This is a genomic window from Pseudomonas sp. D(2018) (assembly GCF_005502555.1).
GTDB classification, from domain to species: Bacteria; Pseudomonadota; Gammaproteobacteria; order Pseudomonadales; family Pseudomonadaceae; genus Metapseudomonas; species Metapseudomonas resinovorans.
This window is the reverse complement of sequence record NZ_SCOK01000031.1, coordinates 1-13930: the sequence shown is the minus strand read 5'-3', so window position 1 is coordinate 13930 and position 13930 is coordinate 1. Positions and strand designations below refer to the sequence as shown.

The following is a 13930-nucleotide window of genomic DNA, read 5'->3' as shown; positions in this document are numbered from 1 at the left end:
GCCGTATCTGCAGGGAGCAGCGGTAGAGATGGAAGTTGGCAGGGGGTTGTCCCTGAAAGCCTTGTGGTACTCCGTAGTTCTGTTGGTTTCAGCGCCCGTGATGGCGTCGCAGACCGTCCAGGTCGCCGGCGCGCACTTTCCACCCTACGTAATCAAACCGGAATCGGCCGAGGCCAGTGGCTTGCTGCTGGACATGCTCGCGGCGCTCAATGAGTTGCAGGCGGACTACCGTTTCGTCGTGCGCCCCACTGCAATTCCACGGCGCTTCAAGGACTTCCAGGACGGGCGGATCGACCTGGCCGTGTTCGAGAATCCGGACTGGGGTTGGCAAGGCATTCCCGGGGCGCGGATCGACATGGGGCTGGAAGATGCGGAAATCTTCGTCGCCAAGGCCCAGCCGGAGCGCAGCCAGCACTACTTCTTCGAGCTGGCCGGTAAACGCCTGGCGCTCTACAACGGTTATCACTACGGTTTTGCGGGGTTCAATCCCGACCCTGAGTTCCTCCAGCGCGAGTTCAACGCGAAGCTCACCTATTCCCACGACAGCAATCTGAGAATGCTGCTGAAGGAGCGCGCAGACATCGCCCTGGTGACCCGTTCCTATTTCAACGCCTACCTGGAACAGAACCCGGAGCAGGCCGGCAGCTTCCTGGCCAGCGATCGGCTGGACCAGCGCTACCACCATTACGCCCTGCTGCGGCCTGGGGCCCCCATCACGGCGGCGCAGTTTTCCGCCTTGCTTGAAAGGTTGCGCGCCGGTGGACAGTTGCAGCAGATCTTCGGGCGCTATGGCATCGTAGTCAGGCCAGTCGCAGCGGATAGCTCAGCAACAGCAGATGGCAGAGATTGACGCCGAGGTGCAGCGCCACGGCCACCGCGAGCCGGCCGCTGTAGTGGAAGGCCAGGCCATATCCCAGGCCGGCTACCGCCGCCAGTAGGGCGAACAGCGGACTGAAGGGCAGGTGGACGGCGCCAAAAATTGCCGCGCTAAGCAGGACGCCGTTGCGAGCCCCCAGCCTGACGACCAGCGCCGGTTGCAGCAGTCCACGAAACACCAGCTCCTCCGCCAGCACCGTGGCCAGCAGATTGACTGCGAGCCATTCCCAGAGCATCGCCGGCCATTTCGGTTGCCAAGCTACCAGGCCAGTTGCCATGGCCAGCGCGGGTACCAGCAGCAGGGTTGCCAGTATCGCGAGCCACGCTCGCTGCGCGGAAGGTGCCGGCGGTGTCGGGCGGCCCAGCCACCAGGCGAGTAACGTCATACCCACCAGCAGCTTGTCCCAGGACAGGCGCAGGGCGTAGGGGGCTGCATCGGGGCTCAGGCGCTGCGGTTCGCCCAGAGGCAACGGGCTGAAGCCGGGCACCAGGTGGGCGGCCAGGGCTACGGAGGAGAGCAGGGTGACTGGCAGCCAGATCCATGCTGGCAGTTGGCGATCGGCGAGGACCCAGCCCGCATAGGCGACGCCCGCCAGCAGGGCGCTTACCTGCACGCCGCCCAGTCCTTGGCCGAGCGCGAGGACAATCAGCGGGAACAGCAGTTGCAGGTGAAGCGGCATGACGCTTCCTTGCGCTGATCCAGCGGTCCTTTGTTCGGGGGCGGGCACGGGGTCAGCGGTCCTTGGCGTCCTTGGCATCCATCTCGGCATTGCGCTCGCGGATGCGCTTGAGCTGCTCCTCCGTCAGCGGCAGTTTCTTCGCCGTGTCGCGCAACAGCATCAGGCTACCGACTATGGAGCCGATGGCCAGGACCAGTATCAGCCAGGCATACCAGGGCATGATCATCTCCAGTGGAAAGGGGCGTTACTGTATTCGATTGTGCGCGCCTTTCCACGTTCCCGAGAATCATCGATTCGCCAGCGCCGACTGAAGGAGGCCGCCGCTGGTTCAGCGGGCGCCGCAGCCGGTGGTCGCCTTCGACCGGGTGTCCAGCAGGCGCGCGCGGAGCGTGTCGTAGGTCCAGTTGAAGGCCAGGGTGTAAGGCAGGAAGAACAGCAACAGGCCGATATCCAGCAGGAAGGCCTCCACCAGTCCGATCGACAGCCACCAGGCCGCCAACGGAACCAGAGCCACGATCAGACCCAGTTCGAACAGCACGGCGTGGGCCAGGCGCACCGGTAGGGTGCGCTGGAAGCCAAGGCACCGCTGGGCCCGGTCGAACAGGCTGTTGAAGAGCATGTTCCAGAGCATCGCCACAGTGGAGAACATCAGGGTCAGCGCGCCCATGTGCGCCAGCGACTTGTCCAGCACCAGGGACAGCACCGGGGCAGTCAACAGGACGGCCAGGCCTTCGAAGGCCAGGGCGTGGAGTACCCGCTCCTTGAAGGACTTGTTCAGGGCGGTGGTGGTGGTCCGAGGCATGACGATCTCCAGGCTCCGTATGAAGGTATGGCCTGTATTCTCATCGGTTGTTGGGATAGGGTTAAGTTAGATGTCATCGGGAAAGCCGATATGAACTACTCGCCTGAATCACTTGAAGCCTTTGCCCAGGTCGTCTCCCTTGGCTCGTTCAGCGCCGCCGCGCGAAAGCTGGGCAAGAGCCAGTCCACCGTCAGTGAGGCCATTGCGCGGCTGGAAATCGACCTGGGGCTGACCCTCTTCGACCGAAGCAGCCGCCAGGCCCAACTGACCGATGCTGGACGCGCCCTGCTGGGGCGGGTCGAGGCAATTCTTGCGGCGTCAGATCGCTTGCAGCATGCGGCGGCTCAACTCGCTGGAGGATTGGAGCCCCGCGTCAGCCTCGCGCTTTCGGATGCCTACCAGTCGACGCAGTACGAGGAACGCCTGGCTGAGCTGGATCAGCGCTACCCCGATCTCGAGTTCGAATGCCTGATCGCCGAGGATCGCGATGTGATCGAACTGGTTGCGCAGGGGCGCGCCACGCTGGGGTTGCTGGCCGCTCAGGGCAGCTACCCGCCAGAGCTGGGCTCGGCGATGGTGGCCGAGCGCGCTGACTTCGGACTGTTCGTGGCCCTTGACCATCCCCTGGCGCAGCGGGTGGATGTGCGCGTGAGCGACCTGTCCGGATGGCGCTTGTTGCGCCTGAACACCCTGGGTGATGCCGTGGCGGTTGACGATGGTCTGCCGGACAGCAGCGGGCGCTGCTGGTCGGCGCCGAGCTACCTGATGTTGCTGGAAATGGCCATCCAGGGATTCGGCTGGGCGGAGTTGCCGCGCTGGCTGGTCAGCGGCTACGCCAACGGGCGCCTGAAGGAGCTGCAGGTACCCGGTTGGCCGCGCAGCCAGGCGGTGGATGTGGTCTGGTCCCGGCAGCGCCCACTGGGCCCGGCGGCAAGCTGGTTGCTGGAACGGCTGTTGGGCCGATAGGCTGGCCGTGGAAACGGCGCGCCGGACCGGGCGCATCGATCAAGGAGGACTTCGTGCAGATACCCGTCACTATCCAGGCCGGCTTGTGGGGCTGGCTGGCCGCTAGCAGCCTGCTCATTGGAGCCGCCATTGGTTTCTTCACCAAGCTGCCGCAGAAGGTGGTTGCCTCGATCATGGCCTACGGCAGTGGGGTGCTGATTGCCGCGCTGTGTTTCGGCCAGATCCCGGAGGCCGAACGCCTTGGCGGACTCTGGCCGACTCTGGGCGGTTTGCTGGCCGGTGGCATCGTGTTCGTCCTGGCCGACCAGTACATCGATCACCTGGAGCAACATCACCGCAGCAAGGCTGCGAATGGTGGAAACGGCATGGTCGCCTTGCTGATAGCCGTCGGTGCCTTCCTGGACGGTATCCCCGAGTCCTTTGGCCTGGGACTGGGCCTGCTGGACGGTGGTGAGGTCAGCCTGCTGATGCTGGTGGCCATTTTCCTTGCCAACCTGCCCGAGGGGTTGGCCAGCGCCGCTGGCCTGCGCGAGGAGAAGCGTAGCGGCTGGCTGGTGTTCGGCCTCTGGGGTGTCATCGCGCTTTTGTCGGGTTTGGCTGCCATGGCCGGGCCGGGGCTATTCGCCGGGCTGTCGCCGACCTGGCTGGCTTTCGCCCTGGGATTCTCGGCGGGGGCCGTGCTTTGCATGCTGGTGGACACACTGCTTCCCGAAGCCTTCGAGAGTACCCACGCCTGGACCGGGCTGATCACCTTGGCCGGATTCATGACAGCCTTCGCGCTGGACCACATCGTGTAAGGCAGCGGCGCGCGTTGGCTTCCGCTACAATGCGCGCCGTTTCCGATTCGTATGAGATTGCCCCATGTCCGCCTGTCAGACGCCGATCATTGTCGCCCTCGACTTTCCCACCCGTGACGCTGCCCTGCGGCTGGCCGACCAGTTGGACCCCAGGCTGTGCCGGGTCAAGGTGGGCAAGGAGCTGTTTACCAGCTGCGCTGCGGAAATCGTCTCGACGTTGCGTGATCGGGGTTTCGAAGTCTTCCTTGACCTGAAATTCCACGACATTCCCAACACGACTGCCATGGCGGTGAAGGCTGCTGCCGAGATGGGTGTGTGGATGGTCAACGTCCATTGCTCAGGTGGCCTGCGCATGATGGCGGCCTGCCGTGAAACCCTGGACAAGTTCAACGGGCCCAAGCCGCTACTGATCGGTGTGACTGTGCTGACCAGCATGGAGCGCGAGGACCTGGCCGGCATCGGTCTGGACATCGAGCCCAAGGAGCAGGTGCTGCGCCTGGCAGGCCTGGCCGACAAGGCCGGCATGGACGGCCTGGTGTGTTCGGCCCAGGAAGCCTCGGACCTCAAGGCTGCCTATCCGCGCCTGCAACTGGTGACTCCGGGTATCCGTCCGGCCGGCAGCGCCCAGGACGACCAGCGCCGCATCCTCACGCCGCGCCAGGCCCTGGATGCCGGTTCCGACTATCTGGTGATCGGCCGCCCGATCAGCCAGGCCGCCGACCCGGCCAAGGCCCTGGCCGCTGTCGTGGCCGAACTGGCCTGACGTCGTTGGTGCGCTGCCCTGGCAGGCAGCGCACTATTTGCGCCGATCAACGCACTTTCAGCACAAGTTTCCCGAAGTTCTCCCCGCTGAACAGCTTGCCCAGGGTTTCCGGGAAAGTTTCCAGCCCGCTCACCACGTCCTCCTTGCTCTTCAGTTCGCCGCTGGCCAGCCAGCTGGCAATGTCCTTGACCGCCTCGCCGAAGCGCGGTGCGTAGTCGAACACCACCATGCCTTCCATGCGCGCGCGGTTCACCAGCAGCGCCAGGTAGTTGGCCGGTCCTTTCACTGCTTCCTTGTTGTTGTACTGGCTGATGGCGCCGCAAATGACGATGCGTGCCTTGCGGTTGATGCGGGTGAGCACGGCATCGAGGATATCGCCGCCAACGTTGTCGAAGTAGACATCCACGCCCTTGGGGCATTCGCGCTTGAGCGCGGCGTGGAGGTTTTCGGCCTTGTAGTCGATGGCACCGTCGAAGCCCAGTTCTTCCACCAGATAACGGCATTTGTCGGCGCCGCCGGCAATACCCACAACGCGGCAGCCCTTGATCCGAGCGATCTGCCCGGCCACTCCGCCCACCGCCCCGGCGGCACCGGAAATCACCACGGTTTCTCCAGCCTTGGGCTGGCCCACGTCGAGCAGGGCGAAGTAAGCGGTCATGCCGGTCATGCCAAGAGCGGACAGGTAGAGGGGCAGCGGCGCCTGGTTGGGGTCCACCTTGTGGAAGTCGCGCGGCTCGCCGAGGAAGTAGTCCTGCACGCCCACCACGCCACAGACATGGTCGCCTACCTGGTAATCGGGGTGCTGAGACGCCACCACCCTGCCTATGCCCAGGGCGCGCATCACCTCGCCAATCGCGACGGGGGGGATGTAGGAGCGGGCGTCATTCATCCAGCCACGCATGGCCGGGTCCAGGGACAGGTAGAGGTTCTCCACCAGTACCTGGCTGGGGGCGGGTTCGCCTGTCGGGGTTTCCACGTAGGAAAAGGTGTCGCGGGTGGCCGGGCCGACCGGTCGCTGGGCGAGGAGGAACTGGCGGTTGAGCTGGGACATGGCAGGAACTCCGAAAGGGAAAGCTCTGGTGATAGTCGCGCGGGGCGGCAGTGGCAAGTTCGGTGGCGGGGCGGAATGTGCCGTCATCCATGTCAATGATTCAGTGGTCTGGCTTTCATCAGTGGGCTGGATGGTGTGTCCACCAGAGCCTTGATGATGCTGACGCCGTGCCATGGCGGATGACTAGACTGCGCTGCAGTTTCCATTCCCGTCGAGGATGCACAGATGAGCATGAAGTTCTCCGGCCAGGTTGCCCTGGTAACCGGCGCTGCCAACGGTATCGGTCGCGCCACTGCCCTGGCGTTCGCCGCCGAGGGCCTGAAGGTGGTGGTTTCCGATGTGGATGTCGCCGGTGGTGAAGGCACCGTGGAGTTGATTCGTGCCGCCGGTGGCGACGCGCAGTTCATCCGCTGTGACGTGACCCGCGACGCGGAGGTCCAGGCGCTGATGGAGGGCACCGTAGCCGCCTATGGCCGTCTGGATTACGCCTTCAACAACGCCGGCATCGAGATCGAGAAGGGTAAGTTGGCCGAGGGCAGTGAGGCGGAGTTCGACGCCATCATGGGCGTCAACGTGAAGGGCGTCTGGCTCTGCATGAAGCACCAGATCCCGCTGTTGCTGGCCCAGGGGGGAGGCGCCATCGTCAACACCGCGTCGGTGGCGGGCTTGGGCGCGGCGCCGAAGATGAGCATTTATGCGGCTTCCAAGCATGCCGTGATCGGGCTGACCAAGTCGGCGGCCGTCGAGTATGCAAAGAAGAAAGTGCGGGTGAATGCCGTGTGCCCTGCAGTGATCGACACCGATATGTTCCGCCGCGCCTACGAGGCAGACCCGAAGAAAGGCGAGTTCGCCGCGGCCATGCACCCGGTGGGACGCATCGGCAAGGTGGAGGAAATCGCTGCGGCGGTGCTCTACCTCTGCTGCGATGCGGCCGGTTTCACCACTGGCCACGCGCTCGCGGTGGATGGTGGAGCTACCGCGATCTGAAGCAGCTGTTGGGGAATTTCAATTCGCTCACAACGAGCAAAAGAGAAAGGCGCCAATCGGCGCCTTTCTTCATTTGTCCTTGCCGCTGTCCACGTTGAGGATCAACAGCGTCAGCACGCCGGCGATCAGGCCCCAGAAGGCCGAGCCGATGGACAGCAAGGTCATGCCCGAGGCGGTGACCATGAAGGTGATCAGCGCCGCCTCGCGCTCCTTGGGTTCCTGCATGGCGGCAGTCAGGCCGTTGCTGATGGATCCGAACAGCGCCAGGGCGGCGATGGATAGCACCAACTCCTTGGGCAGGGCGGCGAACAGCGCTGCCAGGGTCGCGCCAAAGGTACCGGCGATACCGTAGAAAATCCCGCACCAGACCGCGGCGGTGTAACGCTTGCTGCGGTCCTCGTGGGCATGGGGGCCGGTGCAGATGGCGGCACTGATGGCCGCCAGGTTGATGCCGTGGGAACCGAAGGGCGCCAGCAGCAGTGAGGCGATCCCCGTGATCGAGATCAGCGGCGAAGCCGGCACCTGGTAGCCGTCGGCGCGCAGCACGGCAATGCCGGGGATGTTCTGCGAAGCCATGGCGACGACAAACAGCGGAATGCCGATGCTGATCACCGCCGTGACAGAGAAGTCAGGCGTCGTCCAGACAGGTTCCGCCAGGGCGAACTCGAAGCCGCTGAAATTCAGCAGGCCCAGCGCAGCCGCCACCACGCAGCCCACCAGCAGTGCCACCAGCACGGAATAGCGGGGTTGCAGGCGCTTGAACACCAGGTAGCTGAAGAACATCGCCAGCACCAGGGCGGTGCGATGTTGGGCTGCGATGAAGATTTCGCTGCCAATCTTGAACAGGATGCCGGCCAGCAGGGCGGCGGCCAGCGAGGCGGGCAGGCGCCGCATCAGGCGCTCGAAACCACCGGTCAGCCCCACCAGCGCGAGCAGCGCGGCGCAGACGATGAAGGCGCCGATCGCCTCGCCGTAACTCACGCCGGGCAGGCTGGTAATCAGCAGGGCTGCACCAGGCGTGGACCAGGCGACGACTATGGGCGTGCGGTAGCGCAGCGACAGGCCGATGGTGGTCAGGGCCATGCCGATGGACAGGGCCCAGATCCAGGAGGAAATCTGCGCATTGCTCAGGCCCGCGGCCTGCCCAGCCTGGAACATCAGCACCAGGGAGCTGGTGTAGCCGGTGAGCATGGCGATGAAGCCCGCCACCACGGCCGAGGGCGACGAGTCGGCCAGGGGACGCAGGCGCGGCGGGTTGGCCGGGGTTTCCGAAGTGGGGGTCATCAGATCTTTCCGTGCGCGTCGGCCAGGATGGGGTAGAGCGAGGCTACCAGCAGCAGGGCCATGCCGATGTTGAACAGGCGCAGTATGCGCGGTTCGGCCAGCCAGCGGCGCAGCAGGCTGCCGGCCACGGTCCAGAGTCCGACGCTGGGGCAATTCACCAGGGCGAATAGCGCGGCGATCAGTACCACGTTGACGACGAAGTTCTCCTGCGGGGTGTAGGTGGTGATGGCGCCTATCGCCATGACCCAGGCCTTGGGATTGACCCACTGGAAGGCGGCGGCCTGGAGGAAGGTGAACGGCTTCGGTCGTTTTTCAGTGCTGTCCGCATCCGGGGCGCCCGAGCCGGCGATTTTCCAGGCGAGGTAAAGCAGGTAGGCGGCGCCGATGTAGCGCAGTGCGATGTACAGCTCGGGAACCTGCTGGAAGACCTGGGACAGGCCCAGGCCCACGGCCATCACCAGGATCATGAAGCCGATACTGATACCGAGCATGTGCGGCACGCTACGGCGCACGCCGAAGTTCACACCCGAGGCGAGCAGCATCATGTTGTTGGGGCCGGGCGTCACGGAGGTGACGAAGGCAAAGAGGATGAAAGCGAAGATCAGTTCCAGGCTCATGGCGGTCACCTTGTCGTTGTGTCCGCAGACTAAAGCCAGGCACTGTGCAACGTCCCGATACAGCAATGCGCGCGTTGAGCATTACAGTCGATTGGCACCCTGCAGATCAGCGGCTACTGTGATGCTTTTGCTGCCTGGAGCCATGCACATGGATGAGAACCCCTATGCCGCCCCGCGGGTGGATCTGGTGGAAGAAGCAGGACCGCGGCAGATGAGCGGCTGGACGCCCGGCCATCTCAGGCTGCTCGCCTGGCTGAGCCTGGTCTGTGCGGTGAGTACGCTCATTCTGACCGGACTTGCTGTGGCCGCCGGCGCTACCGAAGACCCGCTGATGACCAACCTGTCCGACTGGTTCGGCGTGGCCATGACCCTGCTGGGCTGTTACCTGCTGATCCGTTTCAAGCTGTTCGCCGAGGCGCGATTCTCGGCCGAGGGGCTGGCGCCGCCGGTCTGGGCAGTGATCATCGGCAGCCTGGTGATCGAGGCGCTGGGCTTTCTGATAGGCGATGCCAGTACCCAGCCGGGCTGGCCGATGTTGTTCTACTTCGGTCTGGTGGCCATGCTCGGCGCCCTGACCGCCTGGTTGGGCGTGCGCCTGCTCAAGGTGCAGAACGCCTATCCGGCGTTGCGGGTCATGGGATGGCTGGACCTGGTGGGCGGCATCATGATGGCCACTATCGTCTTGATGATGCTCGGCCTACTGCCGCTGATCGCCAGCAACGTGGCACTGATGCTGGTGTTTTTCCGCGGTGCGCGGGAACTGGAGCCTGCTGCCTAACCTTCCGCGTCTTCGTTCTGCCTTGCGGTGCAGAGCGCCTGGTTGACCTCCAGCCAGCCGCGCACCGCTTCTTCCCCGGCTTCGCCAAAGGCGCGCTGCAACAGGCGCGCCTGTTCCCGGCGCAAGGCCTGTTCCAGCTTCGCACCTTCTACGGTGAAACCCAGCTGGCGCTTACGCTTGTCATCGATGGCGGCGACGCTCTCCACCAGCTTCATCTCGATCAGCTGCCGCAAAGGGGTGTTCAGCGCCTGCTTGGTTACCCCCAGGTAGCCGAGCAGTTCCTTGACGCTCAAGCCGGGATACTTGGCGATGAAGAACAGGATGCGGTGATGCACTCGCGACAGTCCGCGGCGGGCGAGAATTTCGTCCGGCTTGCTGGTGAAGGCCTGGTAGCCGAAGAAGAACGCTTCCATGGCTGCTTGCTGAACGGCGGAGTTTTTCAGGTCAAGCATATTGACGTATCTGTGGCGGTCGTCGTAGTTTCGGTCAAGCAGTTTGACTTAATTTCCTCGCTTCCGCACCCGGTGACAATCCATGGCCTTCTCTGAACGCATCGCCCGCCTGAAAAGCTCCCTGATCCGCGAAATCCTTGCCGCCGCCCAGCGTCCGGAAGTGATGTCCTTCGCCGGAGGCTTGCCAGCCGAGCCAATGCTGCCGAAGGTCGACTGGGCAGAGATGCCGGCGAGCATGGGCCAGTACGGCATGAGCGAAGGCGAGCCAGCGCTGCGTGAAGCCATCGCCGCCGAAGCGCGTGCTCTCGGCGTGCCCTGCGAGGCGAGTCAGGTACTGATTGTCAGCGGCTCCCAGCAGACCCTGGACCTGGCCTCCAAGCTGTTCATCGATCCGGGCACCGAGGTGCTGCTGGAAGCACCGACCTACCTGGCGGCCCTGCAGGCATTCCAGCTGTTCGGTGCCGATTGCATCGCCGTACCCCAGGAAGCCGACGGTCCCGAGATCGCTGCCCTGCGCCAGCGCCTGGAGCGGCACAAGCCGTCCTTCGCGTATCTGATCCCGACTTTCCAGAATCCGTCCGGCACGCGCTACAGCGAGGCCAAGCGTGACGCGGTCGCCGCGCTGCTGGACGAGTTCGGCGTGACCCTGATCGAAGACGAGCCCTACCGTGAGCTCGTATTCGACGAAAGCAGCGCCACCCCCATCGTCAGCCGCCTGAAGAAGGCCAGCTGGATCTACACCGGTACTGTGTCCAAGACCCTGCTGCCTGGGCTGCGTGTGGGCTTCCTGATCGCAACGCCGGACCTGTTCCCGCACCTGCTGCGCCTGAAACAGTCTGCCGACCTGCATACCAACCGCATCGGCCAGTGGCAGGCGCTGCAATGGTTCGGCACCGAGCAGTACCGCCAGCATCTGGCCGAACTGCGTGATTTCTATCGTGCGCGTCGCGACTCCATGCAGGCTGAGCTGGAGGAACACTTCGGCGAGCTGGCCACCTGGGAAATCCCGCAGGGCGGACTGTTCTTCTGGCTGACCCTGAAACAACCACTGGACACCCGCACCCTGCTCAAGCCGGCGCTGGAGCAGAACGTCGCCTTCATGCCGGGCGAGCCGTTCTTCATCGATCCGGACAAGCACCCGGGCCATCTGCGCCTGAACTTCAGTCACGTGGCACCTGAGCGTCTCGGCGAAGGTCTGAAGCGTCTTGCTGGCGTCATTCGTCAGGCCCAGGCAGCCGAAGCTGCCTGATCACAGGGGAGGAGAGCGATGTACAAGGTTTACGGCGACTACAAATCCGGCAACTGCTACAAGGTCAAGCTGACCCTCAACCTGCTTGGCCTACCGTATCAGTGGGTGCCGGTGGACATCCTCAAGGGTGAAACCCAGAGCCCCGAGTTCCTGGAAAAGAACCCCAACGGCAAGATCCCGGTCCTGGAGCTGGAAGACGGCACCACCCTCTGGGAGTCCAATGCCATCCTGAACTTCCTTGCCGACGGCAGCGACCTGCTGCCCGCCGAGCCACGTCTGCGCACCCAGGTGCTGCAGTGGCAGTTCTTCGAACAGTACAGCCACGAGCCATACGTGGCCGTCGCGCGCTTCATCCAGCTCTACCAGGGCATGCCGGAAGATCGCCTGGAGGAGTACAAGGTTTGCCAGGTGCGCGGGCATAAGGCCTTGAAGGTGATGGAGAAGCAGCTGCAGCGTACGCCGTATCTGGTGTGTGACCATTACTCCATTGCCGACATCGCGCTGTACGCATACACCCATGTGGCCCACGAAGGCGGTTTCGACCTGTCCGGCTATCCGGCGATTCTTGCCTGGATGGAGCGCGTGGCCAGCCATCCGCGTCATGTGGGCATGTTCGATTGAGGTCCTCTCAGCAGCGACGAAGCCGGCGTAAGCCGGCTTTTTCGTGATGGCGGGTCTTCCGGGCCTGTACTAAGTTGGACGCTTCAGCCCGCCAACGAGCGCAATCCGGAGTGTCGCCCATGAAATACCGAGGCAGTTGCCATTGCGGGAAGATCGCCTTCGAGGTCGAGGGCACCCTGGAACAGGCCATGGAGTGCAATTGCTCGCTGTGCAGCCGGCGCGGCTACCTGCTCTGGTTCGTCCCGCGAGAACAGTTGAGGCTCTCTACACCGGAGTCCGACCTGTCCACCTACCGCTTCAACCGCATGCATATTGCCCATCACTTTTGCGCCCACTGCGGCTGCGCGCCCTATGGCGAAGCCAGCGATCCCAAGGGTAAGGCCATGGCGGCCGTGAACGTGCGCTGCCTGGAAGATGTCCCGCTGGACAATCTCAAGGTGGTGAAGGTCGACGGGAAGAGCTTCTAGCCCGGATGCCTTCGCGCAGAGCGCAGAAACGAAAAAGCCGGCTGGCGCCGGCTCTTTCGTGGGGATGGAAACTCAGTTGTTGATCAGGCTGAGGAATTCGCTGCGGGTGGCGGCGTTTTCACGGAACTCGCCGAGCATCACCGAAGTGACCATCGAGGAATTCTGCTTTTCCACGCCGCGCATCATCATGCACATGTGCTGGGCCTCGATGACCACGGCCACGCCGAGGGCGCCGGTGACCTGCTGAACGGCTTCGGCGATCTCGCGGCTGAGGTTTTCCTGGATCTGCAGGCGGCGCGCGAACATGTCGACGATGCGGGCGACCTTGGACAGGCCCAGCACCTTGCCGTTAGGAATGTAGGCCACGTGGGCCTTGCCGATGAACGGCAGCAGGTGGTGTTCGCAGAGCGAGTACAGCTCGATGTTCTTCACCAGCACCATTTCGCTGTTATCGGAGCTGAACAGGGCGCCGTTGGTGACTTCTTCCAGCGTCTGCTGGTAGCCGCGGCAGAGGTACTGCATCGCCTTTGCGGCACGCTTCGGGGTATCGAGCAGGCCTTCGCGGGAAACGTCTTCGCCGAGCTGGCCGAGGATCGCGGTGTAATGCTGTTCCAGGGACATGGAAATTCCTGTGGGGATTTACGCAAAAGCGCAGGGTAGGGCGCGAACGGGCGGCTGGCAAGGGTGGGTTGCGCTGAAGGCCTGTCTTGACGCCGGGTGTTTTACTCGTCGCGGCCGTCCAGCATGGTTCGGCGCAACATCACATAGACCGCGCCAGTTCCGCCGTGCTTCGGCAGGCAGGACGTGAAGCCCAGCACCTGCGGGTGCTGGCGCAGCCAGGTATTGACGTGGCTCTTGATCAGCGGGCGCTTGCCGTCCAGGCGTGCCGCCTTGCCGTGGGTTACGCGTACGCAGCGCACTTCGAATCGGGTGGCTTCGGCGATGAAATCCCAAAGGGTTTCGCGGGCCTTCTCCACAGTCATGCCGTGCAGGTCGAGACTGCCGTCGAAGCCGATCTGACCCTGCTTGAGTTTGCGCATCTGGCCTTCCTGAACGCCGTCGCGGGCCCAGTGCAGCTCGTCTTCGGCACCGACGTCGATGACGAACTGATCGGACAGGCCGTCGACCTTGACGCTGGCGACGCTCAGGGTGGCGTTCTGCCTGCGGTTGGCCAGCTGTTTGTGGTCGGCGCGTACCTTGCCGGTATCGGCGCGATCATTCCGGATGCGCTTCACGCCGCGCATCTGTTCGGCAAACAGGGAGCTATCGTCGTCTACTTGGGCGTTGTCGTGGGTATCGTCTTGCATACTGGCCTCCGCGAAGGGCGGCTAGTTTACCCAAATACCCCGTGTGGGGCTCAGTCGCGTTTCTTCATGAGGTGAGGTGACATGCTCAGGCCGTTGCGGCGTCGGGACCACCGTCGACAGAGGCGCCAGGCGAGTACGCCGATCCAGAGAAAGAGCAGGCCGAAGAGCAGCAATACGATCGCCGCACCGGTGCTGTCGTTGAGGGGGCCGAGGGCGGGCGGGCGGCCAAGGAG

Annotated in this window: 18 protein-coding genes and 1 pseudogene; 9 read left to right on the top strand and 10 right to left on the bottom strand. The window is 63.9% G+C overall.

Features of this window, described 5'->3' with window-relative positions; all coding sequences use genetic code 11:
- The first annotated feature begins 28 nt into the window (after positions 1–28).
- Positions 29–850: an ABC transporter substrate-binding protein gene (locus FFS60_RS18850; RefSeq protein WP_137822817.1), complete on the top strand. Its 822-nt coding sequence runs from the start codon at positions 29–31 to the stop codon at positions 848–850.
- On the opposite strand, the gene FFS60_RS18845 is transcribed toward FFS60_RS18850, so the two are convergent.
- From FFS60_RS18845 to FFS60_RS18835, 3 genes are all read right to left on the bottom strand, one after another.
- The gene (locus FFS60_RS18845; protein ID WP_137822816.1) at positions 801–1556 is read right to left on the bottom strand and encodes a CPBP family intramembrane glutamic endopeptidase; all 756 of its coding nucleotides are present in this window, start codon (positions 1554–1556) and stop codon (positions 801–803) included. The two genes, FFS60_RS18850 and FFS60_RS18845, sit on opposite strands and share 50 nt — an antisense overlap.
- 52 nt (positions 1557–1608) lie before the next feature.
- Positions 1609–1776, bottom strand: coding sequence for a DUF2897 family protein (locus FFS60_RS18840; RefSeq protein ID WP_137822815.1), 168 nt, complete (start codon positions 1774–1776; stop codon positions 1609–1611).
- A 108-nt stretch (positions 1777–1884) separates the two neighbouring features.
- Entirely contained in the window at positions 1885–2358 is a 474-nt protein-coding gene (locus FFS60_RS18835) for a multidrug/biocide efflux PACE transporter (protein WP_137822814.1), read from the bottom strand.
- Between the two features lie 90 nt (positions 2359–2448).
- Here FFS60_RS18835 and FFS60_RS18830 point away from each other — a divergent pair, with 90 nt between their 5' ends.
- The 3 genes from FFS60_RS18830 (at position 2449) to pyrF (ending at position 4884) form a co-directional block, all read left to right on the top strand.
- A complete protein-coding gene (locus FFS60_RS18830; protein WP_137822813.1) occupies positions 2449–3324 on the top strand; it encodes a LysR family transcriptional regulator in 876 nt (291 codons plus the stop codon).
- Positions 3325–3377: 53 nt separating this feature from the next.
- Positions 3378–4121 carry a ZIP family metal transporter gene (locus FFS60_RS18825; protein WP_028627829.1) on the top strand — a complete coding sequence of 248 codons (744 nt, stop codon included), beginning with the start codon at positions 3378–3380 and terminating at the stop codon, positions 4119–4121.
- A gap of 64 nt (positions 4122–4185) precedes the next feature.
- Positions 4186–4884: an orotidine-5'-phosphate decarboxylase gene (pyrF, locus tag FFS60_RS18820; RefSeq protein ID WP_137822812.1), complete on the top strand. Its 699-nt coding sequence runs from the start codon at positions 4186–4188 to the stop codon at positions 4882–4884.
- 46 nt (positions 4885–4930) lie between these two features.
- On the opposite strand, the gene FFS60_RS18815 is transcribed toward pyrF, so the two are convergent.
- A complete protein-coding gene (locus tag FFS60_RS18815) occupies positions 4931–5935 on the bottom strand; it encodes an NADP-dependent oxidoreductase (protein WP_137822811.1) in 1005 nt (334 codons plus the stop codon).
- A gap of 225 nt (positions 5936–6160) precedes the next feature.
- Between FFS60_RS18815 and FFS60_RS18810 the strand changes: the two genes are divergently transcribed.
- Entirely contained in the window at positions 6161–6922 is a 762-nt protein-coding gene (locus FFS60_RS18810; protein WP_137822810.1) for an SDR family oxidoreductase, read from the top strand.
- 69 nt (positions 6923–6991) lie between these two features.
- Here FFS60_RS18810 and FFS60_RS18805 read toward each other — a convergent pair whose 3' ends face one another.
- Both FFS60_RS18805 and FFS60_RS18800 read right to left on the bottom strand, forming a co-directional pair.
- Complete coding sequence (locus FFS60_RS18805; RefSeq protein ID WP_137822809.1) at positions 6992–8206, bottom strand: benzoate/H(+) symporter BenE family transporter; 1215 nt, start codon at positions 8204–8206, stop codon at positions 6992–6994.
- On the bottom strand, positions 8206–8823 hold the full coding sequence (locus tag FFS60_RS18800) for a LysE family translocator (RefSeq protein WP_028627824.1): 618 nt from the start codon (positions 8821–8823) through the stop codon (positions 8206–8208). Before FFS60_RS18800 ends, FFS60_RS18805 begins: the two co-directional genes overlap by 1 nt.
- Before the next feature lie 148 nt (positions 8824–8971).
- Between FFS60_RS18800 and FFS60_RS18795 the strand changes: the two genes are divergently transcribed.
- Positions 8972–9601, top strand: coding sequence for a hypothetical protein (locus FFS60_RS18795; protein WP_137822808.1), 630 nt, complete (start codon positions 8972–8974; stop codon positions 9599–9601).
- On the opposite strand, the gene FFS60_RS18790 is transcribed toward FFS60_RS18795, so the two are convergent.
- Complete coding sequence (locus FFS60_RS18790; RefSeq protein WP_036997150.1) at positions 9598–10053, bottom strand: MarR family winged helix-turn-helix transcriptional regulator; 456 nt, start codon at positions 10051–10053, stop codon at positions 9598–9600. The genes FFS60_RS18795 and FFS60_RS18790 overlap by 4 nt on opposite strands.
- Positions 10054–10135: 82 nt before the next feature.
- Between FFS60_RS18790 and FFS60_RS18785 the strand changes: the two genes are divergently transcribed.
- The 3 genes from FFS60_RS18785 (at position 10136) to FFS60_RS18775 (ending at position 12390) form a co-directional block, all read left to right on the top strand.
- Complete coding sequence (locus FFS60_RS18785) at positions 10136–11302, top strand: PLP-dependent aminotransferase family protein (RefSeq protein WP_028627822.1); 1167 nt, start codon at positions 10136–10138, stop codon at positions 11300–11302.
- A gap of 18 nt (positions 11303–11320) precedes the next feature.
- Positions 11321–11923 carry a glutathione S-transferase family protein gene (locus FFS60_RS18780; protein ID WP_028627821.1) on the top strand — a complete coding sequence of 201 codons (603 nt, stop codon included), beginning with the start codon at positions 11321–11323 and terminating at the stop codon, positions 11921–11923.
- Between the two features lie 119 nt (positions 11924–12042).
- Positions 12043–12390: a GFA family protein gene (locus tag FFS60_RS18775; RefSeq protein ID WP_028627820.1), complete on the top strand. Its 348-nt coding sequence runs from the start codon at positions 12043–12045 to the stop codon at positions 12388–12390.
- A 72-nt stretch (positions 12391–12462) separates the two neighbouring features.
- On the opposite strand, the gene folE is transcribed toward FFS60_RS18775, so the two are convergent.
- From folE to FFS60_RS18760, 3 genes and pseudogenes are all read right to left on the bottom strand, one after another.
- Positions 12463–13011, bottom strand: coding sequence for a GTP cyclohydrolase I FolE (gene folE, locus FFS60_RS18770; RefSeq protein WP_028627819.1), 549 nt, complete (start codon positions 13009–13011; stop codon positions 12463–12465).
- A 101-nt stretch (positions 13012–13112) separates the two neighbouring features.
- Positions 13113–13697, bottom strand: a complete 585-nt coding sequence (locus FFS60_RS18765; RefSeq protein ID WP_028627818.1) for a Smr/MutS family protein — start codon at positions 13695–13697, stop codon at positions 13113–13115.
- A gap of 50 nt (positions 13698–13747) precedes the next feature.
- Positions 13748–13930, bottom strand: a pseudogene (locus FFS60_RS18760) (hypothetical protein); the annotation flags it as partial.